Source organism: Streptomyces sp. CMB-StM0423 (assembly GCF_002847285.1).
GTDB lineage: Bacteria > Actinomycetota > Actinomycetes > Streptomycetales > Streptomycetaceae > Streptomyces.
This window is the reverse complement of the sequence record NZ_CP025407.1, coordinates 6,537,589-6,556,875: the sequence shown is the minus strand read 5'-3', so window position 1 is coordinate 6,556,875 and position 19,287 is coordinate 6,537,589. Positions and strand designations below refer to the sequence as shown.

Below are 19,287 nucleotides of genomic sequence, written 5' to 3'. Positions count from 1 at the left end.
ACCGGTGGTGAGGTGAGGCGGCCCTAACCTACTTCCGCCATTTCTCCGAAACGCACCGTTCTGCCCGGGAGTTCGCCCGTACGTGGGAACGCGTCAGGACGCGGAGGGACGCGTTCCACGATCTGCTACGGGACCGGGCGCGACGCCGTTCCGGCAGCCCCGCCCGGCCCCGTGCCGCTACTCGCCCCGGATGTCCGCCGCCCCGCGTACGCGCAGCGCCCGGCCCAGGTCGTCGAGTTGGTCGGCCAGCCGCCGCCGTAGCGCCGGCACCAGGTCGTCCCGCTCCAGGCACTCCTCGCCGAGCCGCAGCGTCTCCGCGTCCACGAACCCCCGCGGGAACCCGGAGCGCCCCGCCGCCTCGGCGATGGCCGGGCCGCGGCGCTCGGCGAGCGCCGGCGTCTCGGCGAACCAGCGCGGCACGTACGGCGCCAGCACCTCGCGGTGCTCCGGCTGCCAGAAGCCCACCGCGGTGGCGGTGAACAGGTAGTTGGAAAGCTCGGCGGCGCCGCCCGCGCCCCCGTACATCGACTCCCAGGCCGCCGCCTTCGCCCCGGCGTCCGGCAGCGCGGCGAGGCACCGCGCCGCGCCCTCCTGCGCGGACGCGCCCGGGTCGCGCGCCACCTCCGCCTCGATCCGCTCCGGGGTCGCGGCGCCGAGGACGGCAAGCCGGGCGAGGCAGCGCCAGCGCAGGTCGGGGTCGAGCACGGGGCCGCCGGGTACGGTGCCGGCGGCGAGCCAGTCGCGTACCTCGTCGGGCTCGTCCGCGCAGTCGATGAGGGCGCGTACGGCCGCGAGCCGCAGCCCGGGGTCGCCGTCGTCGTCGGTGCGGCGCAGCAGTTCGCGGCAGGTCTCCGCGACCGCCGCGCGGGCCGCGGGGCGGTCCGCGTCGGGGACGTAGACGCCCGCGACCGGACCGCGGGCGAAGGCCAGCACGCCCTGGACGACGGCGAGGTCGTCCTCGGCCGGCAGGTGCCCGGCGGCGGCCTGGAGGTAGTCGGCGGGCGGGAGTTCGGCGTCGCGCACCATGTCACGGGCGGCGTTCCACAGCACGGCGCGGCTGAGCGGGTCGGGGATGCCGGACAGGCAGCGCAGCGCGGTCTCCCAGGAGCCCTCGTCGAGCCGGATCTTGGCGTACGTGAGGTCGCCGTCGTTGACGAGCACGAGGTCGGGCGCCCGGCCCTCCGCGGACGCGGACTTCAGCCCGAGGTCCTCGGCGAACTCCTGCGCCACCTTCTCGCGCAGGACCATCCGCCCCGGCTCGTCGGGGGCTTCGTCGTAGAGGCCGACGTCCAGCCGGTGCGGGCGGCGCCCGGTGTGCTCCACCTCCAGCGCCCATACGTCGTCCTCGCCCTGCCAGGTCTCCGGGCGGAAGGTGTCGACGCCGGTGGTGCGCAGCCAGGCGTCTGCCCACGCGGGCACGTCGCGGCCGGAGGCGCGGTCCATGGACTCGATGAAGTCGGCGAGGGTGGCGTTGCCGAAGCGGTGCCGGGAGAAGTAGTCGTCGAGCCCGGCGAAGAAGTCCTTCTCGCCCATCCAGGCGACGAGTTGGCGCAGCGCGGAGGCGCCCTTCGCGTACGAGATGCCGTCGAAGTTCTGCAGCGCGGAGGCGCTGTCGGGGACGCGCGGCGGGGCGACGGGGTGCGTGGAGGGCCGCTGGTCGGCGTCGTAGCCCCAGCTCTTGCGGGCGATGGCGAAGTCGGTCCAGGTGCCGGTGAAGCGGGTGGCCTCGGCGAGGATCTGGTAGCCCATGTACTCGGCGAAGGACTCGTTCAGCCAGATGTCGTCCCACCAGCGCAGCGTGACCAGGTCGCCGAACCACATGTGCGCCATCTCGTGCGCGATGACCATGGCGCGGGTCTGGCGCTCCGTGTCGGTGACGGCGGAGCGGTAGACGAATTCGTCGCGGAAGGTGACCAGGCCCGGGTTCTCCATGGCGTTGGCGTTGAACTCCGGGACGAACGCCTGGTCGTAGGAGTCGAAGGGGTACGGCTCGGCGAACCGCTCGTGGTAGCGGTCGAAGCAGCGCCGGGTGACGTCGAACAGCTCCTCGGCGTCGGCGTCGAGGTGGGCGGCGAGCGAGCGGCGGCAGTGCAGACCGAAGGGCAGCCCGGCGTGCTCGGTGTGGACGGAGTGCCACGGTCCGGCGGCGACGGCGACGAGGTAGGTGGCCAGCGGCGGGGTGGTGGTCAGCCGCCAGCGCACGCCGTCTTCGGGATCGGCGTCCGGTCCCGCGTCCGCTTCCTGGTGGGCGATGCCGTTGCCGAGCACGGTCCAGCCGGCGGGCGCGGTGACGGAGACGTCGAAGACGGCCTTGAGGTCGGGCTGGTCGAACGCGGCGAAGGCACGCTGCACGTCGTCCAGGAAGAGCTGGCTGTAGACGTACGTCTCGCCGTCGGCGGGATCCGTGAAGCGGTGCACGCCCTCGCCGGTGCGCGAGTAGCTCATGACGGCCTCGACGCGCAGTTCGTGCTCGCCCTCGGCGAGTTGCAGCGCGAGCCGGTTGTCGTCGAGCGCGCCGGTGTCCAGGTCCCGGCCGTCGAGCGTGGCACGTACCAGCTCGGCGGGCCGGATCTCGACGAACGTCTCCGCCGCCGTGCGGGCGGCGAAGGTGATGACGGTGCTGGAGCCGAAGACCTCCTCACCGCGCGTCAGGTCGAGGTCGACGGCGTAGTGGCGGACGTCCAGCAGGTCGGCGCGGAGCTGCGCCTCGGCGCGGGTGAGTGCGGGCATGGGCCTTATGCTGCCTCACGACCTGCGGGTACGACGACACCCGGGCGGGGCCGAGCCTCGGACTCGCGTGCGGGGCGCGGGCGGCGGGACTACGCTGCTCGGCGTGCCGGACAGAACCCTGGAGGCGCTGGGCCTCGCGACCGTACCCCTGCTGGAGCCGCTGGCGTATCCGGAGCCGCCGGTGCCCGGTCCCTCGCTGCTCGCAGGCGACCGGCTGCTGCCGCTGCGGCCCGCGCCGGGCGGGGTGGGGCGGTGGCGGGTCGCGGAGGGCGGTACGGACACGGGGCTGGACGAGACGCTGGCGGCGCTCGGGCAGGCGCCGGTGGCGGCGCGGGTCCCGGTACTGGCGCTGGGGTCCAACGCGGCGCCCGGGCAGGTGCGGCACAAGCTCACGCACCTGGGGCTGCCCGCCGTCGTGCCGGTCTCCCCGGTCACCGCCGGCGGCCTCGGCGTCGGCGTCTCGGGGCACATCAGCGCGCCGGGGTACGTCGCGGCCGCCCCGTACGCCGAGACGGCCGCCGAGTCGCGGCTGTGGGTGACGTGGCTGGACGACGCGCAACTGCGCGCCGTGGACGGCACGGAGATGCCGAACTACGGGCGCGCCCTGCTGCCGGCCGCGGAGTTCCCGGTGCGGCTGCCCGGCGGCGGGGGGCTGCCGGGCACGTACGTCTACTACAACGCCCGCGGCGTCCTCTCCGACGGCCGCGGCCGCCCGCTCCCCCACACCCCGGACCAACCCGCCCTCCTCGCCCGCCTCCTCGCCGCCTCCGCCCGGCTGCGGGACCTCCTGGGCCCGGCGCCCGGCGACTGGGTCGCCCGCGCGGGGGCCGACGCCGGGGTGCGGGAGGCGGGGACGCGGATCTTCCGCGAGGAGGGCTGGCTGCTGCCGGAGCGGTCCTTCGCGGCGTACGACGCGGGCGGCGGGGCGTAGGGCGGGGGCGGCGGGGGCGGCGCGGGCGACGCACGATCGGACCGTGTCGCAGGACGAGCCCCCGGAACCCGCAACGACCTGCGGTGACGACCGGTACCGGCGCGCCCCGGCGTTTCGCCTGTTAGGGGGCGGACGGGGATTCCGGGGCGGCGGAGTTGGCGATGGTCTCGTGGTGCCGGATGACCTCGGCGATGATGAAGTTGAGAAGTTTCTCCGCGAATGCCGGATCCAGCTTGGCGCTCTCCGCCAGCTCGCGGAGGCGGATGATCTGGCGGGCCTCGCGGGCGGGGTCTGCGGGCGGCAGGTGGTGGGCGGCCTTGAGGCGGCCGACCTGCTGGGTGCATTTGAAACGTTCGGCGAGCATGTGCACGACGGCCGCGTCGATGTTGTCGATGCTGTCGCGGAGCCGGTCGAGCTCGGCTCGTACATCGGAGTCGGAGAGGCCGTCCATGGCCGACGGGGACGTGGAGTGGTCGGTCATCCGGCCACGGTAACAGGGGCGGGCCGGTTGTCAGTGCCGGCTGTTACCTTCCTGGGCATGGCAAACGTGCAGGCGGGGGCGGACCGGCGGGCGATGGCCGCGGCGGCGGTGACGGTGGTGCTGTGGGCGTCGGCGTTCGTCTCCATCCGGGATACCGGCGAGCACTTCAGCCCGGGTGCGCTGGCGCTCGGCCGGCTGCTGGCGGGCTCGGCGGCGCTGGCGCTGCTCCTGCTCGTGCGCCGCGAGGGGCTGCCGCCGCGGGGGGCGTGGCCGGGCATCGCCGTGTCGGGCACGCTCTGGTTCGGGGTGTACATGGTGGCGCTCAACTGGGGCGAGCAGTTGGTCGACGCGGGCACGGCCGCGATGGTCGTGAACGTCGGGCCCATGCTCGTGGCGCTGCTCAGCGGCTGGCTGCTGAAGGAGGGTTTCCCGCGGATGCTGCTGGCGGGCCTCGGCGTGTCCTTCGCGGGCGCCGTGGTGGTGGGGATATCGATGTCCGACGGGGGCAGTTCCTCCCTCGGCGGGGTGCTGCTGTGCCTGCTGGCCGCGGCGACGTACGCCAGCGGGGTCGTCAGCCAGAAGCCGGCCCTGGCGCACGCCTCGCCGCTCCAGGTCACGGCCTACGGCTGCATGACGGGCGCGGTGCTGTGCCTGCCGTTCGCGGGGCAGTTGGCGGGGCAGATAGGCGACGCGCCCCTGTCGGCGACGGCCAACGTGGTGTACCTCGGTATCTTCCCGACGGCGCTGGCCTTCACGACGTGGGCGTATGCGCTGAAGCGCACCACGGCGGGAAGGATGGGCGCCACGACGTACGCCGTGCCGGCGCTGGTGGTCCTGATGTCCTGGGCGGCGCTGGGCGAGGTCCCGGAGGTGCCGACGCTGCTGGGCGGCGCCCTGTGCCTGGCGGGCGTGGCGGTCTCGCGCAGCCGTGGCGTACGCCGCGACCCACGCGTCGTCGCCTCGGGCGGCACGGCGGCCGGGGCGGCGGGTACGCCGGCGGCAGGTGGCCCGACGGCGGGCGGTGCGGCGCCGGAGGCCGGCACGGCAGCCGGGGAGCCGGCCGGAGGACCGGCCCAGGAGGAGAGGCCGCGCTGAGCGCCCGGGGGCGAAGCCCCGCTGAGCGGCGGGGTGTGCCAGGGGCCTGACGGGGGTCCTCCCGTGGTACTACGGGCTCGCGCGGATGCGGGCCGTGGTCGGACGTTCCGTGCGGCCGCGCCGCCTAGCGTCGCCGGTATGACGATCGAAGTACGCGGGCTCACCAAGCGGTACGGCGAGAAGACCGCCGTCGACGACCTGACCTTCACCGTGCGCCCGGGAACCGTGACGGGCTTCCTCGGACCCAACGGCGCCGGCAAGTCCACCACGATGCGCCTCATCGTGGGCCTGGACGCGCCCACCCGCGGCTCCGTCACCGTCAACGGCCGCCCGTACGCCCGGCATCCGGCGCCCCTCGCGGAGATCGGGGCACTGCTGGAGGCGCGGTCCGTCCACACCGGGCGCAGCGCGTACAAGCATCTGTTCGCGCTCGCCCTGACCCACGGCATCCCGCGCACGCGGGTGGAGGAGGTGATCGAGGCGGTCGGACTGGCCGGGGTGGCGCGCAAGCGCGCCGGCGGGTTCTCGCTGGGCATGGGGCAGCGCCTCGGCATCGCCGCCGCGCTGCTGGCCGACCCCGCGGCCGTCGTGCTCGACGAACCGGTCAACGGGCTCGACCCCGAGGGTGTCCTGTGGATCCGCAACCTGCTCAAGGAACTGGCGGCGGAGGGCCGCACGGTGTTCGTCTCGTCGCATCTGATGAGCGAGATGGCCCTGACCGCGGAGCACCTGGTCATCGTCGGCCGCGGGCGGCTGCTTGCGGACACCACGGTGGCGGAGTTCGTACGGGCCGCGGGGCGCGACGAGGTGTCGCTGAGATCCCCGCAGGCGGGCCGGTTGCGGGAGTTGCTGGCCGGCCCCGGCGTGGAGGTCGCCTCGGACGCGCCGGGCGTGCTGCGGGTCCGCGGCGTCGGCGCCGAGGACATCGGCCTGACGGCGGCCGCGCACGGCGTGCCGCTGTTCGGGCTGACGCCGCACCGGGTGTCGCTGGAGGAGGCGTTCATGGAGCTGACCAGGGACGCCGTCGAGTACCACGCCCCCGCCGCGGGGCGGCAGGAGGAGATCGCCGCATGAGCACCCCGTCCCTGACCGCGCCGGGCCCGGGCGGCACGAACGCCGGTGGCGCCGCCGGCTACCGCGTGACGTACCCGCGGGTGCTGCGCGCGGAGTGGTCGAAGCTGTGGTCGCTGCGCTCGACCTGGTACGCGCTGGCCGCCGTCGTCGTGCTGGCCGCCGGCATCGGCCTCGCGGTCGGCGCGACGTACCGCGACGGCCGCGACCACGGCCCGCAGGACCCCGTGGAAACCACCCTGCTCGGCCTGAACTTCGGCCTGCTGATCCTGCCCGTCCTGGGCATCCTCACGGCGGCGGGCGAGTGGTCGACGGGGACGGTGCGGGCCACCATGGCGGCGGTGCCGCGCCGGCTGCCGGTGCTGGCGGCGAAGGCGGCCGTGTTCGGCGCCGTGAGCTTCGTCCTGACGCTGGCGACGGCGCTGTCGGCGTTCCCGCTGGCGCAGGCGTTCCTCGCGGGCACCGACATCGCGGCCGGCCTCGGCGCCCCGGGGGTGGCGCGGGCGCTGGTCACCACGGCCGCCGGGGCGGCGCTGATCGCGGTGCTCGGGGTGGCGGTCGGGGCGCTGCTGCGCGGTATCCCGGCGTCGATCGGGGTGTTCGTGGCGGTCCTGATGGTGGTGCCGAGCGTGGCGCCGCTGCTGCCGTACGACTGGGTGGAGGACGCCGTGGCGTACACCCCGCTGGCCGCCATGGACCCGCTGATGTCCGCCGACCCGTCCCCGGACATGCCGTCGCCCGGCGCCGCGCTGGTCACGTTGGCCGTCTGGGCGGCGGGCGCGCTGGCCGCCGCGGGGGTGCGGCTCCGGCGCAGTGACGTCTGAGAGCGACTGGGCGACCATGGACCGAGGACGGACGGCGAGGGCGGCGCGAATGGCGGCGACGGCGGGATGACGGGGACGGCGACGGCGCGGGAAGCCGGGAATCCGGCCCCGGATGAGCGCACGGTCGAGGGCACGGGAGCGGCGCCGGGTGAAGGTGCGGGCCCGGGTTCCGTGCCCGCGAAGGACGAGGTGCCGGGCACGGACGGGAGGCCGGGCACGGACGGGGGGCCGGGCACGGACGCAGGGCCGGGCGCTGGTCCGGCACCCGCACCCCCGCCCACGCACCGCATCCACGCCGCCGCGCAGCGCGTACGGGCCTTCGACGCCCGTCGTCCTCGGGTCTGGGACATGGGTCTCGCAGGACTCGTCGCCTTCCCCGGCCTCGTCCAGATCTCCCTCGGCGACTGGCGCGAGGACGCCCGGGACGAGCCAGGCGCGGACCCCGCCGCGCTGGCGTCGCTGCCGGTGGCCGTGCCGTGGCTGCTCTGGGCGGGGATGGTGCTGGCGATGCCGTGGCGCCGGCGGTATCCGTTCACCGTGTTCTGCGCCCTCGCCGCGGTGACGTACGTCCACGACAGCCTCCACCTGGCCATCGCGTCGGTCACGGCCATCGGCGTGGCCCTGTACAACGTCGCCCTGCGGCTGCCGCTGTCGCGGCTGCCGTGGGTCGCCGCGATCCTGGCGGTGGTCATCGCCGCGGACGCGCTGCGCGAGCCGCCGGACAGCTACTCCCAGGCGTACGTGCCGATGCTCGCCATCACCGCGACCATCGTGATGGCCGGCATCACCGTGCGTACGAGGCGCGAGTACGTCGCTTCGCTGCTGAACCGGGCCCACCGGCTGGAGGTCGAGCGCGACCAGCGGGCGCGGCTCGCCGCCGCGGCCGAACGCGCGCGGATCGCCCACGAGATGCACGACATCGTGGCGCACAACCTCTCGGTGATCGTCGGCGTCGCGGACGGCGGCCTGTACGCGGCCCGCGGCGGCGGCAGCCCGGCGGCGGGTGACACGGGCGGTCCCGCCGACCGCTCCGTGGAGCGGCCCGCGCAGGCGCTGGAGGCGATCTCCGCGACCGGCCGGGAGGCACTGGGCGAACTGCGCCGGCTTCTGGGCGTCCTGCACGAGCAGCACTCCGGCGCCGGGCCCGCGCACCTGGCGCCGCAGCCGGGGCTGGCCGAGTTGGACCCGCTGCTGCGGCGGGTACGGGAGGCGGGGCTGCCGGTGCGCTGTACGGTGCGCGGGGACTCGGGCACGCTCTCCGAGGGGCGGCAGTTGACGGTCTACCGGATCGTGCAGGAGGCGCTGACGAACACGCTCAAGCACGCGGGCGCGGGCGCGACGGCCGCGGTGCGTCTGAACTGCGGAACGGGCGGGGTGGAGATCGAGGTGACGGACACGGGGGCGCCCGCCGGACGGGACGGCGAGGGCCGGGGCCGGAACGGGCGCGTACCCGTGCTGCGGGAAGCGGGTGACGGGAGCGGGCTGGTGGCCGGGGCAGGGGAGGTCCCCGGGACCGTGCCGAGGGCCGGGGCCGGAAGCGGATCCCCCGCCCGGGACGGGTCCGCGGGCGGGTGGGCCTCCCCGGGTGGCGGTGACGAGAGGCGCGGTCACGGCGGCCGGGGCATCGCGGGCATGCGCGAGCGCGCCGCCGTCTACGGAGGCACCCTCGACGCGGGCCCCGCCGCACGCGGCTGGCGCGTGTACGCCACGCTGCCGCCCGTGGCCGACCCCGCGCCCGCCGGGGCGTCCTCGTCCGCACCCGGCCCTTCGCATCTCGCCGCCCCCTCGCCCGGGTCTCCGCACACCCCCGTTGCCGAGACCCCGCGCGCGGAATCCCCCTCTCCGGCCGCGGCTTCGCACGTTCCCTCTCCGGCGCCCCCGCGGAAGTCCCCGCCCATCGCCGACGGCCCGGCCCCTGCCGGGAGGCCGCGCGTTCCCGGTCCCCCGCCGGAGGCGGCTCCGTGACCAGCGTGCTGATCGCCGACGACCACGCCCTCCAGCGGTTCGGCTTCCGCATGCTGCTGGAGAGCCAGGGCGACATGGCCGTCGCCGGCGAGGCCGGCGGAGGTGCGGAAGCGGTCCGGCTGGTCGCCGAACTGCGGCCCGACGTCGTCCTGATGGACGTCCGCATGCCCGGCCTCGACGGCATCGAGGCCACCCGCCGCATCACCGCCGCCGGCGGCCGCACCAGGGTGCTGATCCTGACCACGTTCGACCTCGACGAGTACGCCTTCGCCGGACTGCGTGCCGGCGCCAGCGGGTTCCTCGTCAAGGACGCGCTGCCCGACGAACTGCTCGCCGGGATCCGGGCGGTGGCCTCCGGCGAAGCCGTGGTCGCCCCGGCGCTGACCCGCCGGCTCATCGAGCGCTACGCGCACCTGCTGCCCGCCCGCAGCGAGCCCGCGGGCCCCGACCCGCGGCTCGCCGTGCTCACCGACCGGGAGCGCGAGGTGCTGCGGGCCGTCGCGCTGGGCTGGACGAACGGCGAGATCGCCGATCGGATGCACCTCGCCGAGTCGACGGTCAAGACCCACATCGGCCGGATCCTCGGCAAGACCGGCGCCCGCGACCGCGTGCAGGCAGTGATCTTCGCGTACGACACCCGCCTGGTCCGCCCCAACTGACCGGCAAAGCCCGCGACTTCGTGCCGCGGCAGCCGGCCCGTACCCCCGTGACCGCGGGGAGCTCCGGCCGGCGGCCGGCTACGCGGGGCCCAGCCCCCGCGGGGTCCGTTCCGCCACCGGCGGGTCCCCCGGGTCCGGAGCGCGGTCGTTCCAGGCGCCCGGTGCCGTGCGGCCCTGCTGGTCGCGGAAGTGCACCGGCGCCACCCCCACCCGGCGGGTGAACAGCCGCGAGAAGTACGCCGGATCGTCGTACCCCACCCGCCGGGCGACCGCCGCGATCGGCAGCTCCGTGGCGGCCAGCAGCTCCTTCGCCCGGCCGAGCCGTATCCCCAGCAGGTAGTCCTTCGGACTGCACCCCGCCGCCCGGCGCACCGCGGAGCGCAGCTCGGCCGTCGTCATCCCGTGCCGCGCCGCGTGCTCGGCGACGGACAGCGGCAGGAAGGCGTCGCGGGCCAGCGCCGGCAGCACCGGGTCGCCGTCCGGGGCCATGTCCGCGCGCGACCGGCGCAGCGCCACGAGCAGGTCGTGCACGGCGGCGGACGTCTCGACCTCCAGCATCGGGTTGCCGCGGCGGGCGGCGCGGGCGATGCGGGTGACGACGGTGCGCGGCCCGGTGGCGTCGCTGAGCGGCACCACGGGCCGCTCCGGCTGGACGTAGCCCAGCTCGGTGTACGCGGCGACGGCAGACCCGGTGAAGTCGACGAACGCCTCGTCCCAGCCGGTCGCGGGGTCGGGCCCGTAGTGGTGGACGGCGCCCGGGGTGAGCCACAGCAGCGCGGGCGCCGCGACGTCCAGCACCGGGCCGTCGCCGTTGCGGAACCAGCCGCGGCCGCTGCTGATGACCACGGCGACGTGGTGGTCCAGCGTGCGCGGCCCGACGACCGGCAGGTCGCCGTACTGCAGGCCGACGCCCAGGCAGACCAGGCCGAGCTTGCGGTGCACCGGGCCGGGGGTGAAGTAGCGCATCCACGTGTGGTGGCTCATCGCCCGCCCTCCTTGCATCGCCGCCGCCGGGTCCGGACACCGAGTCCAAGCGCCGAGTCCAAGCACCGTCGATCTTTGTCCATGGACGGACGGGTGGCCAGGGGGCGAGAGTATTTGCCCGGCAATCGGCGACGAACGGCGGGAATAGGTGCCTGAGTTCACGGTGGAAGGCGACAGTTTTCATCTCGGCGGACGGCCGGTGCGGCTGCTGTCCGGGGCCATGCACTACTTCCGGGTGCACGAGGCGCAGTGGGGCCACCGCCTCGCGATGCTCCGCGCGATGGGCCTGAATTGCGTCGAGGCGTACGTCCCTTGGAACCTGCACGAGCCGCACCCCGGCCGCTACGAGGACGTGGCGGCGGCCGGCCGCTTCATCGACGCCGCGCAGGCCGCGGGGCTGTGGGTGATCGTCCGCCCCGGCCCGTACATCTGCGCCGAGTGGGAGAACGGCGGGCTGCCGCACTGGCTGACGGGCCCGCTGGGCGCGCGGGTGCGCACCCGCGACCCGGAGTTCCTGGCCGCCGTGGACGACTGGTTCGACGCCGTACTGCCGCAGGTCGCCGCCCGGCAGGTGACGCGGGGCGGTCCGGTGCTGATGGTGCAGGTGGAGAACGAGTACGGCTCGTACGGCAGCGACCGCGCCTATCTGCGCCACCTCGCCGACGGGCTGCGGGCCCGCGGCGTGACCGTGCCGCTGTTCACGGCGGACGGGCCCGAGGACCACATGCTCACCGCCGGCTCGCTGCCCGGCGTGCCGGCCACGCTGACCTTCGGCTCCGGCGCCCGGGAGGCGTTCGCGACACTGCGCAGGCACCGGCCCGACGGGCCGCTGATGTGCGCGGAGTTCTGGTGCGGCTGGTTCGACCACTGGGGTGCGGAACACGTCGTACGGGAGCCGGCGGACGCGGTGGCGGCGCTGACGGAGATCCTCGACTGCGGCGCGTCGGTGAACCTCTACATGGCGCACGGCGGCACCAGCTTCGGCGGCCGGGCGGGCGCGAACCGCGCGGGCGACCTGCACCGCGGGGCGCTCCAGCCGGACGTCACGTCGTACGACTACGGCGCGCCGGTCGACGAGTACGGGCGGGCCACGCCGAAGTTCGAGGCGTTCCGCGAGGTGCTGGCCCGGTACGCGGCCGGCCCGCTCCCCGAGCCGCCGCCCCCGCCCCCGGCCCTCCCCGCGGCCGTGCCGGTGCCCGTCGACGGGCTTGTCCCGGCGGCACAGGTGCTGGCGGTGCTGGGCGGCCCGGAGCGGGAGCACGGGGTGCCGCCGACGTTCGAGGAGCTGGACGTCGACCGCGGTCTTGTCCGCTACCTCTTCCGCGTCCCGGGCCCGAGGCGCCCGTACCCGCTGCTGGTCACCGGACTGCGGGACGTGGCGCTTGCGTACGTGCGGGACCCGGCCGGCGAGCGGCGGATGGCGCTGGCCGGGGAGGAGGCGCCGCTCGGGGACGTCGCGGGTCCGGCCGAGGTCGAGGTGTGGGTGGAGTCGCTGGGCCGGGTCAACTACGGCCCGCGGCTGGGGGAGCCGAAGGGGATCACCGGCGGGCTGCTGCACGAGCGCCAGTACGTGCACGGCGTACGGGCCCGGGGGCTGCGCCTCGACGCCTTCGACGACACGGAGGCGGTGGCGGCGCTCCCGTACGGCCCGCCGGACGCGGGCGGCAGGGGGCTGTACCGGGCGTCGGCACAGATCGCGAAGCCGGGCGACGCGGCGCTCGCGCTGCCGGGCTGGGGCCGGGGCTGGGCCTGGGTGAACGGCTTCTGCCTGGGCCGCTACTGGGCCGCGGGACCGCAGGAGTCCCTGTACGTCCCGGGCCCGGTGCTGCGCACGGGCGCCAACGAGGTGCTGCTGCTGGAGCTGGTCGAGCCCGGCGGCGAGCCGCTGCTCGCCCCGCCGCCGTCCTGAACCCGCGGGGCTACGCCCCCTCCGACAGCCGCGCCGGGAAGCCCCCGGTGGCCACCGGACCCCACCGCTCCGGCGTGATCCGGATCAGCGACTTCCCCTGCCGCACCATGGCCTCGCGGTACTCGTCCCAGTCGGGGTGCTCCCCCGCGATGTTCCGGAAGTACTCCACGAACGGCTCCACGTCCTCCGTCGCGTCGATCACCTCCGCCGCGCCGTCGACCTGCACCCACGGCCCTTCCCACGCGTCGGACAGCACCACGATCCCGGCCCGCGGGTCGCGCCGCGCGTTGCGCGTCTTGGCCCGCTCCGGGTACGTGGACACCACGATCCGGCCCGCGTCGTCCACCCCGCAGGTCAGCGGCGACGCCTGCGGCGAGCCGTCGGCCCGCCGGGTGAGCAGCAGGGCCCGGTGCCTGGGCCGTACGAAATCGAGCAGCCCGGCGAGGTCGACCCGGGTGTTGGTGGCGATGTTCGGACTCATGCGCGTCACGATACGTCGCGCCGGCCGCGCGGCGCGGGGCCCGTACAGTGGGCTGGAGTCGGACCCTGGGGGTTGCCGGTGGACAGCGCGAGCGAGGTCGTGCACGGCTTTCCGCATCTGCGGACCGTGCGGTCGGCCCTGACGGCGCTCTACCGGCGGCTCAGCCCGGACGTCCTGCACGCGGACTTCGCCGTCAGCGTCCCCCCGGTCGACGTCGCCCTGGCCGCCGACGAGGATCTGCACCTCGGCGTCCAGCGCGTGGCGCACACGCTGGTGCAGCATCTGCGGCTGCCGGACGCGCGGGTGATCGTCGGCTTCCGGGAGATGCCGGAGGCCGCGGTCGTGGAGCTGGCCGCGGGCCCCGAGTACTTCGTCGAGCTGAACCCGCGCTTCCGCGAGCACCGCAGGGACATCGGCGGGGCGCTGGCGCACGAGGTGATGCACGTCTTTCTGGACCGCCTCGGCCTGTCCTTCCCCGACACCGGGGACAACGAGATCCTCACCGACACCGCGACCGCCTACCTCGGCGCGGGCTGGCTGCTGCTGGACGCCTTCCGGGAGGGCGGCGGGGCCTCGCAGCGGTTCGGCTATCTGACGCCCGAGGAGTTCGGCTACGTCGTCGCCAAGCGCGCGCTCGCCTTCGGCGAGAACCCGGAGATCTGGTTCACCAGCCCGCAGGCGTACGAGGCGTACACCGCCGGCCTGCGACTGGCCCGCCGGGACGCCGCCCGCCCGCCGCTGGCGGCGAGCGGCCGGCTGGGCCGGCACCGGTACACCCGGGACCGCAGGCGCGCGCAGGAGCTGTTCCTGCGCGCGGACGGCGGCGGGCTGACGACGACGGCCGCCCTCGGCGACGGCTACGTTTTCGAGGCGGGGCCGCCGATGCGGGTGTCGTTCCCGTGCCCCGTCTGCCACCAGCGGATCCGGGTGCCGGTGCGCGGGTTCGTACGGGCGCGCTGCGGGCTGTGCAAGGCGGTGCTGGAGTGCGACACGTGACCGGCCCGCGGGACCCCTGGGGCCCGCGAGCCGGTACCTGCCGCGTCCTCAGCCCTTGATCGCCCCGGCCGCGAGACCGGAGGCCAGCCGCCGCTGCACGATCACGAAGAAGATCAGCACCGGCAGCGTGATCAGCGTGGAGCTGGCCATGACCGGCCCCCACGCGGTGTCGTTCTCGCCGAAGAACTGGTAGATCCCGACGGCCGCCGTGTACTTCTCGCTGTCCTTCATGAACGTGTACGCGAAGACGAACTCGTTCCAGGCGGTGATGAACGCGAACACGCTCGTGGCCACCAGGCCGGGCGCCACCAGCGGCAGCAGCACGGACCAGAACATCCGCGGCCAGGTGCAGCCGTCGATGTACGCCGCCTCCTCGATCTCCTTCGGCACGGTGGCGACGAACCCGCGCAGCGTCCAGATCGCGAACGGCAGCGACAGCGCGATGTAGACGATCGTCAGCCCGAGCAGGCTGTTGAGCATCTCGTAGTCGCGCATCTGTAGGAAGAGCGGGATGACCAGCGCCTCCAGCGGCACCATCTGCACGATCAGGATCATGATCAGCACGGAGGTGCGGAACTTGAACCGGAAGCGCGCCACGGCCACGGCCGCGAAGAGCGACAGCGCGGCGGCGGCCAGGATGGTGCCGAGGCCGACGATCGCCGAGTTCAGCAGGTAGCGGTCGAAGTCGCCCTCGTTCCACACCCGGCTGAAGTGCTCGAACGTGACGCCGCTGGGCAGCAGGTCCGAGCCGCGCGAGGAGGCCCGCGGATCCAGCGCCGTGCTCATCATCCAGTAGACGGGGAAGAGGGTGAAGATCAGCAGCCCGGCGACGGCGGCCGGCAGGCCGATGCGCGAGCCGGTCGAGGTGCGTTTCACAGCTCCTCCTCCCCCTGCCGGAAGAGCGTGCGGATGTAGACGAGGGTGATGGCGACGAGCAGCAGAGTGAGCATCACCGCGGCGGCGGCACCGGCCCCGTAGTCGTTCTTGGCGAACGCCTCGATGTACGAGTACACGCCGAGGTTCATGACGTCCTCGTTGCTTCCGCTGCCGCCGGGCATGAGGAAGATCTGGGTGAAGACCTTGAAGTCCCAGATGGTCGAGAGGATGGTCACGACCAGGAAGATCGGCCGCAGCGCCGGCACGGTGATGCGCCAGAACCGCTGCCAGGCGCTCGCGCCGTCGATCATCCCGGCCTCGTACAGCTCCTTCGGCACGGTCATCAGGCCCGCGAGCACGGTGATGGCGACGAAGGGGAAGCCGTGGTGGACGACGTTCAGGGTGGCGATGGCGTAGAAGCCGAGCCGCTCGGTGAACCAGTTGGTGGTCGCGGGGTCGATGAGCCCGACAGCGCCGGCCAGCCGGCTCATCAGCCCGTCCTCCGCGGCGAAGAGCCACACCCAGACGTACGTGCCGGTGACCGCCGGCATCGCCCAGGCGGCCATGATCGCGGTGGAGCAGATCACCCGCCACACGGTGCCCAGCCGGTTGAGCAGCAGCGCGACGAAGGTGCCGAACGCCACCGTGAGGATCACGCAGCCGAAGGCGAAGAACGCCGTGTTCGGCAGCACCGTCTTCCACAGCAGCTCGTTGGAGAGCAGGGCGGAGTAGTTGTCGAAGCCGGTCCAGGTGCCGACGCCGCCGCCGAACTTGACCTCGTAGTCCTGCAGCGACAGCTTGCCGACCTCGATCAGCGGCCACAGCAGCAGCCCGGCCAGCACCACGAGGGAGGGTGCCAGCAGCAGCCACGGCCGGGTCACCGTCACCAGCCGCTTGCGGCGGCGGGCGGCGTCAGCGGCGGCGCGGCCGGGCCGCGACGGCTCCGTGGGAGGAGCCAGCGCGACCTCGGCGGCGATCGAATCCTTCACTGTGTCTTTCCGTGTCCTTGTCCGAAACCCGGGTCTACTCGGACTTGGCGAAGATGTCGTCCATCTCGCCGGCGGCCTTGTCCGCTGCCTCCTGGACGCTCTGGTCGCCCTTGAGCACGGACTGGACCAACTTCAGCACCACCTGGCTGGCCTGGATCTCGCCGTAGGCGGTGGTCTTGGGGACGGTCGCGCCGGCCTCCATCATCTGCTTGGCGAACGGCTCGACCAGCGGGTCGCCCTGGTCGGCGATCTTCTTCAGCTCGGTGTTGGTGCCGGGGAAGTAGTTCGTCTGCTTCGCCCACTCGGCGGCGAACTTGCCGGTGGTGGCCATCTTGACGTACTCCCAGGCGAGTTCCTTCTTGTCGCTGTCGAACGTCGACAGGTAGGAGCCGCCGAGGAACGACGGGCTCATGCCGCCGTCCTTGCCGGGTATCGGCGCGGCGGCGATCTTGCCCTCCAGCTCGGGGGCCTCGTCGAGGAAGGTCTTGGGGGTCCAGTTGCCGGAGATCGTCATGGCGACGTTCCCCTTGGTGAACTCCTGGGCCACCTCATCCTCACGCCAGGTGGTGACCTTCGCCGGGGACACCTTGTCCTTCGTGGCGAGGTCGGTGTAGAACTGCAGGCCCTCGACGGACTCCGGCGAGTTGATGGCCGACTTCCAGGTGTCGCCCTCCTGCACGGCGGGCTCGCCGCCCGCGCCCCAGACGAAGGGCATCGCGAACATCTCGGCCCCGCCGGCGACGGGGAACGGGATCATGTCCGGCTCCTCCTTCTTCAGGGTGAGCGCGACGTCCCGGAGCTCTTCCCATGTCGTCGGGGCCTTCAGGCCGTGCTTGTCGAAGATGTCCTTGCGGTAGACGAGGCCGCGCACACCCGCGTACCAGGGCATGCCGTACTGCTTGCCCTCCAGCGTGCCCGCGTCCTTCAGCCCCTCGACCAGGTCCTGGTCGAGACCGGCGTCCTTCACCTGGTCGGTGACGTCCACCAGGCCGCCGGTCTCGGCGAACTGGGGCACCCAGGTGGTGCCGACCTCGGCGACGTCCGGCACCTGGTCCGGGCCGCCCTCGATCGCAGTGGTGAACTTGCGCTGGGCGCTCTCCCACTGCTGGTACTCGACGTTGACCTTCGCGCCGGTCTTCTTCTCGAACTCCTTGTTCAGTTTGTCGAAGAAGGGCTCGGCATCGGGGTTGGTCCCCTTCATGATCCAGACGTCGAGGGTCTTGCCCTTGCCGTCCAGTGCGTCGCCACCGCCGTCCCCATCGTCGGAGTCGCTGCCACAGGCAGCGAGCCCCAGCACCATTGCGGCGCTCACGGCGCCGATGACGAACTTCCGCATGAACCGCTCCCGCTCTCCAGTGAGCCGAACCTGAACTTGTCTAGACCAGCAGGACGGTATGGAGTGGTTTAACCAGGGTCAAGGGTGGTTTCGAGGTGATGCCGAACCGTTGTCTGAGGTGTCGCCGAAGCGCCCATCCGACAATTGTCCGACCATTGGCGTTGCGCGCTGTGCATCCGAAACTATCATCGCCATTTTCTTCCCGCCCGCCTCCGGCGCGCGACCGGAGGCGGACGGGGAAGCGCTTGCTATGGCGAAGCGTCAGCCGGTGGCCTTACCGGAAGCGGTCAGCGTGCAGGCGTCGCCGTTGAGCGTGGCGCGCTTCGGCGGCGAAACATCACCCGTATGGCTCGCCAGATAGCCCAGCGAGACGCTCTCCCCCGGCTCGATCACCGCGTTGTGCGGGGCGTTGGCCGCCGTGATCATGTCGCTGCCCTGGAAGAGGTCGGTGTTCCAGTCCGAGATCACGGTCTGGCCCATCGCCAGCGGGAACTTCAGCGTCCAGCCGTCGATCGGCGTGCTGCCCGTGTTGGTGAGCGTCAGATCAGCGGTCAGGCCGCCGCCCCAGGTGGTCGAGACGATGTCCAGCGCGCAGGTCGGCCGCTGCCGCTCGAAGGCGACCTTGTGCAGCCCGCCCGGCAGGTCGTTGACGACGTAGAACTCGCCGTCGACCGTCTCGCCCACATCGGTGATCTGGGTCGGGAACCGGCCGATCTCCGCCTGCCGGTAGCCGCCCCGGCCGTCCGCGCGCAGCGCCCAGACCGCGGACGAGCAGTAGTCGGTGCCGATGTACGTGCCGCCCAGCAGGTCGGCGTACCGCTCACCGCGGTAGACCCGGCCGCCGACCACGGCGCAGCCGCCGGTCTGCGGGGAGTAGGTGAACACGGGGTCGGTGTAGTCGGCGTCCCCGGCGCACTGGGCCTCGTCGAAGACCTCGAAGCCCTCGCGGCAGGACCAGCCGAAGTTCGCGCCCGGCTGCTCCGAACGGGCGACGTGGTCGATCTCCTCCCAGCGGCCCTGGCCGACGTCGCCGAGCCACAGCGAGCCGTCCGCGGGGTCGAAGGAGAAGCGCCAGGGATTGCGCAGCCCGTACGCCCAGATCTCCGGGCGGGCGTCCGCGGTACCGGCGAAGGGGTTGTCCTGGGGCACGCAGTACGGCAGGTCGCCGCAGGTCCGGCTGACGTCGATGCGCAGCAGCTTGCCCAGCAGGGTGTCGAGGCGCTGGCCGCTGTCGAACGGGTCGCCCGCGCCGCCGCCGTCGCCGATGGTCCAGTAGAGGTAGCCGTCGGGGCCGAAGGCAAGCGTGCCGCCGTTGTGGTTGCTGTACTCGGCGTGCTCCTGGGCGAGCAGCACCTCCAGGCCGCCGTCGTCGAGCCCGTAGCGGGCGAGGGTGACCGCTCCGTCGGGCAGCGCGCTGTAGACCACGTACAGGTCCTGCACCGCGGGGAACGCCGGGTCCGGAACGATGGCGAGCAGTCCGCGCTCGTTGCCGGACTCGTCGACGACGTCGGTGAGGTCGGCGACGGGCTCCGCGGCGAGGCCGGTGTCGGGGTGGTAGGCGCGGACGGTGCCGCGCTTCTCGGCGATGAATAGCCGGCCGCTGCCGTCGTCGGGCGCGGCGATGTCGATGGGGCGGCGGAGTCCGGAGGCCACCTGGGTGGTGGTCACCGCCAGCTCCTCCAGCGGGACGTCGGCGGCCGGGCCCGATCCGGTGACGGTCGGTTCGGGAGCGGCGGCGGCCGTGAGCGGGGCGAACAGGGCGAGCACTAAGGCGAGGAACAGCGGTGCCGTCGAGCGACGTCTGAGCATGTGGACTCCTGGGATACGAACGGGAGTTGCATGACGGCGCACCTTCCCGGAAGGTATCCGCTGCGTCCCGGCCGCACCAGACCGCAGCCATCCCGTCCGCCCCGCCCGCCCCCGCGGCCCCACCGCGCCCCCGGACGCGCCGAGGCGCCCA

The 19,287-nt window shown here is 73.7% G+C and carries 16 protein-coding genes; 8 read left to right on the top strand and 8 right to left on the bottom strand.

Going from position 1 to position 19,287, the window contains the following annotated elements:
* Positions 1–177: 177 nt before the first annotated feature.
* Positions 178–2,730, bottom strand: a complete 2,553-nt coding sequence (gene pepN / locus CXR04_RS28515) for an aminopeptidase N (RefSeq protein ID WP_101425103.1) — start codon at positions 2,728–2,730, stop codon at positions 178–180.
* Between the two features lie 103 nt (positions 2,731–2,833).
* On the opposite strand from pepN, the gene CXR04_RS28510 reads away from it, so the two are divergent.
* Positions 2,834–3,661 (top strand): hypothetical protein, encoded by an 828-nt coding sequence (locus CXR04_RS28510; RefSeq protein WP_101426653.1) that lies wholly within the window; start codon positions 2,834–2,836, stop codon positions 3,659–3,661.
* A 121-nt stretch (positions 3,662–3,782) separates the two neighbouring features.
* Here the strand turns inward: CXR04_RS28510 and CXR04_RS28505 are convergent, their stop codons facing one another.
* A complete protein-coding gene (locus CXR04_RS28505) occupies positions 3,783–4,142 on the bottom strand; it encodes a chorismate mutase (RefSeq protein ID WP_047015192.1) in 360 nt (119 codons plus the stop codon).
* Positions 4,143–4,235: 93 nt separating this feature from the next.
* Between CXR04_RS28505 and CXR04_RS28500 the strand changes: the two genes are divergently transcribed.
* The 5 genes from CXR04_RS28500 to CXR04_RS28480 all read left to right on the top strand — a co-directional run bounded on the left by CXR04_RS28500 (position 4,236) and on the right by CXR04_RS28480 (position 9,756).
* Positions 4,236–5,237, top strand: coding sequence for a DMT family transporter (locus CXR04_RS28500; RefSeq protein WP_101425102.1), 1,002 nt, complete (start codon positions 4,236–4,238; stop codon positions 5,235–5,237).
* A 138-nt stretch (positions 5,238–5,375) separates the two neighbouring features.
* The gene (locus tag CXR04_RS28495; RefSeq protein ID WP_101425101.1) at positions 5,376–6,311 is read left to right on the top strand and encodes an ABC transporter ATP-binding protein; all 936 of its coding nucleotides are present in this window, start codon (positions 5,376–5,378) and stop codon (positions 6,309–6,311) included.
* A complete protein-coding gene (locus tag CXR04_RS28490) occupies positions 6,308–7,132 on the top strand; it encodes an ABC transporter permease (RefSeq protein WP_101425100.1) in 825 nt (274 codons plus the stop codon). Before CXR04_RS28495 ends, CXR04_RS28490 begins: the two co-directional genes overlap by 4 nt.
* 348 nt (positions 7,133–7,480) lie before the next feature.
* Positions 7,481–9,097, top strand: a complete 1,617-nt coding sequence (locus tag CXR04_RS28485; RefSeq protein ID WP_199850549.1) for a histidine kinase — start codon at positions 7,481–7,483, stop codon at positions 9,095–9,097.
* The gene (locus CXR04_RS28480; RefSeq protein ID WP_101425098.1) at positions 9,094–9,756 is read left to right on the top strand and encodes a response regulator; all 663 of its coding nucleotides are present in this window, start codon (positions 9,094–9,096) and stop codon (positions 9,754–9,756) included. Before CXR04_RS28485 ends, CXR04_RS28480 begins: the two co-directional genes overlap by 4 nt.
* Before the next feature lie 78 nt (positions 9,757–9,834).
* On the opposite strand, the gene CXR04_RS28475 is transcribed toward CXR04_RS28480, so the two are convergent.
* On the bottom strand, positions 9,835–10,740 hold the full coding sequence (locus CXR04_RS28475; RefSeq protein ID WP_101425097.1) for a helix-turn-helix transcriptional regulator: 906 nt from the start codon (positions 10,738–10,740) through the stop codon (positions 9,835–9,837).
* Between the two features lie 148 nt (positions 10,741–10,888).
* Between CXR04_RS28475 and CXR04_RS28470 the strand changes: the two genes are divergently transcribed.
* A complete protein-coding gene (locus CXR04_RS28470) occupies positions 10,889–12,649 on the top strand; it encodes a glycoside hydrolase family 35 protein (protein ID WP_101425096.1) in 1,761 nt (586 codons plus the stop codon).
* 10 nt (positions 12,650–12,659) lie between these two features.
* On the opposite strand, the gene CXR04_RS28465 is transcribed toward CXR04_RS28470, so the two are convergent.
* On the bottom strand, positions 12,660–13,130 hold the full coding sequence (locus CXR04_RS28465) for a PPOX class F420-dependent oxidoreductase (RefSeq protein ID WP_101425095.1): 471 nt from the start codon (positions 13,128–13,130) through the stop codon (positions 12,660–12,662).
* A gap of 78 nt (positions 13,131–13,208) precedes the next feature.
* Here CXR04_RS28465 and CXR04_RS28460 point away from each other — a divergent pair, with 78 nt between their 5' ends.
* Entirely contained in the window at positions 13,209–14,126 is a 918-nt protein-coding gene (locus tag CXR04_RS28460; RefSeq protein ID WP_101425094.1) for a hypothetical protein, read from the top strand.
* A gap of 48 nt (positions 14,127–14,174) precedes the next feature.
* On the opposite strand, the gene CXR04_RS28455 is transcribed toward CXR04_RS28460, so the two are convergent.
* From CXR04_RS28455 to CXR04_RS28440, 4 genes are all read right to left on the bottom strand, one after another.
* Entirely contained in the window at positions 14,175–15,002 is an 828-nt protein-coding gene (locus CXR04_RS28455) for a carbohydrate ABC transporter permease (protein ID WP_101425093.1), read from the bottom strand.
* The gene (locus tag CXR04_RS28450) at positions 14,999–15,991 is read right to left on the bottom strand and encodes a carbohydrate ABC transporter permease (protein WP_101425092.1); all 993 of its coding nucleotides are present in this window, start codon (positions 15,989–15,991) and stop codon (positions 14,999–15,001) included. Before CXR04_RS28450 ends, CXR04_RS28455 begins: the two co-directional genes overlap by 4 nt.
* Before the next feature lie 34 nt (positions 15,992–16,025).
* Complete coding sequence (locus CXR04_RS28445; RefSeq protein ID WP_101425091.1) at positions 16,026–17,327, bottom strand: sugar ABC transporter substrate-binding protein; 1,302 nt, start codon at positions 17,325–17,327, stop codon at positions 16,026–16,028.
* A 261-nt stretch (positions 17,328–17,588) separates the two neighbouring features.
* Positions 17,589–19,136 (bottom strand): PQQ-dependent sugar dehydrogenase, encoded by a 1,548-nt coding sequence (locus CXR04_RS28440; protein ID WP_101425090.1) that lies wholly within the window; start codon positions 19,134–19,136, stop codon positions 17,589–17,591.
* Between the last annotated feature and the right edge of the window lie 151 nt (positions 19,137–19,287).

Bases quoted from the DNA above. Each gene is read 5' to 3' on its own strand.
- CXR04_RS28505 (WP_047015192.1), bottom strand. From the start codon at position 4,142: ATGACCGACCACTCCACGTCCCCGTCGGCCATGGACGGCCTCTCCGAC.
- CXR04_RS28495 (WP_101425101.1), top strand. From the start codon at position 5,376: ATGACGATCGAAGTACGCGGGCTCACCAAGCGGTACGGCGAGAAGACC.
- CXR04_RS28465 (WP_101425095.1), bottom strand. From the start codon at position 13,130: ATGAGTCCGAACATCGCCACCAACACCCGGGTCGACCTCGCCGGGCTG.
- CXR04_RS28485 (WP_199850549.1), top strand. From the start codon at position 7,481: ATGGGTCTCGCAGGACTCGTCGCCTTCCCCGGCCTCGTCCAGATCTCC.
- CXR04_RS28500 (WP_101425102.1), top strand. From the start codon at position 4,236: ATGGCCGCGGCGGCGGTGACGGTGGTGCTGTGGGCGTCGGCGTTCGTC.
- CXR04_RS28475 (WP_101425097.1), bottom strand. From the start codon at position 10,740: ATGAGCCACCACACGTGGATGCGCTACTTCACCCCCGGCCCGGTGCAC.
- CXR04_RS28440 (WP_101425090.1), bottom strand. From the start codon at position 19,136: ATGCTCAGACGTCGCTCGACGGCACCGCTGTTCCTCGCCTTAGTGCTC.
- CXR04_RS28490 (WP_101425100.1), top strand. From the start codon at position 6,308: ATGAGCACCCCGTCCCTGACCGCGCCGGGCCCGGGCGGCACGAACGCC.
- CXR04_RS28445 (WP_101425091.1), bottom strand. From the start codon at position 17,327: ATGCGGAAGTTCGTCATCGGCGCCGTGAGCGCCGCAATGGTGCTGGGG.
- pepN (WP_101425103.1), bottom strand. From the start codon at position 2,730: ATGCCCGCACTCACCCGCGCCGAGGCGCAGCTCCGCGCCGACCTGCTG.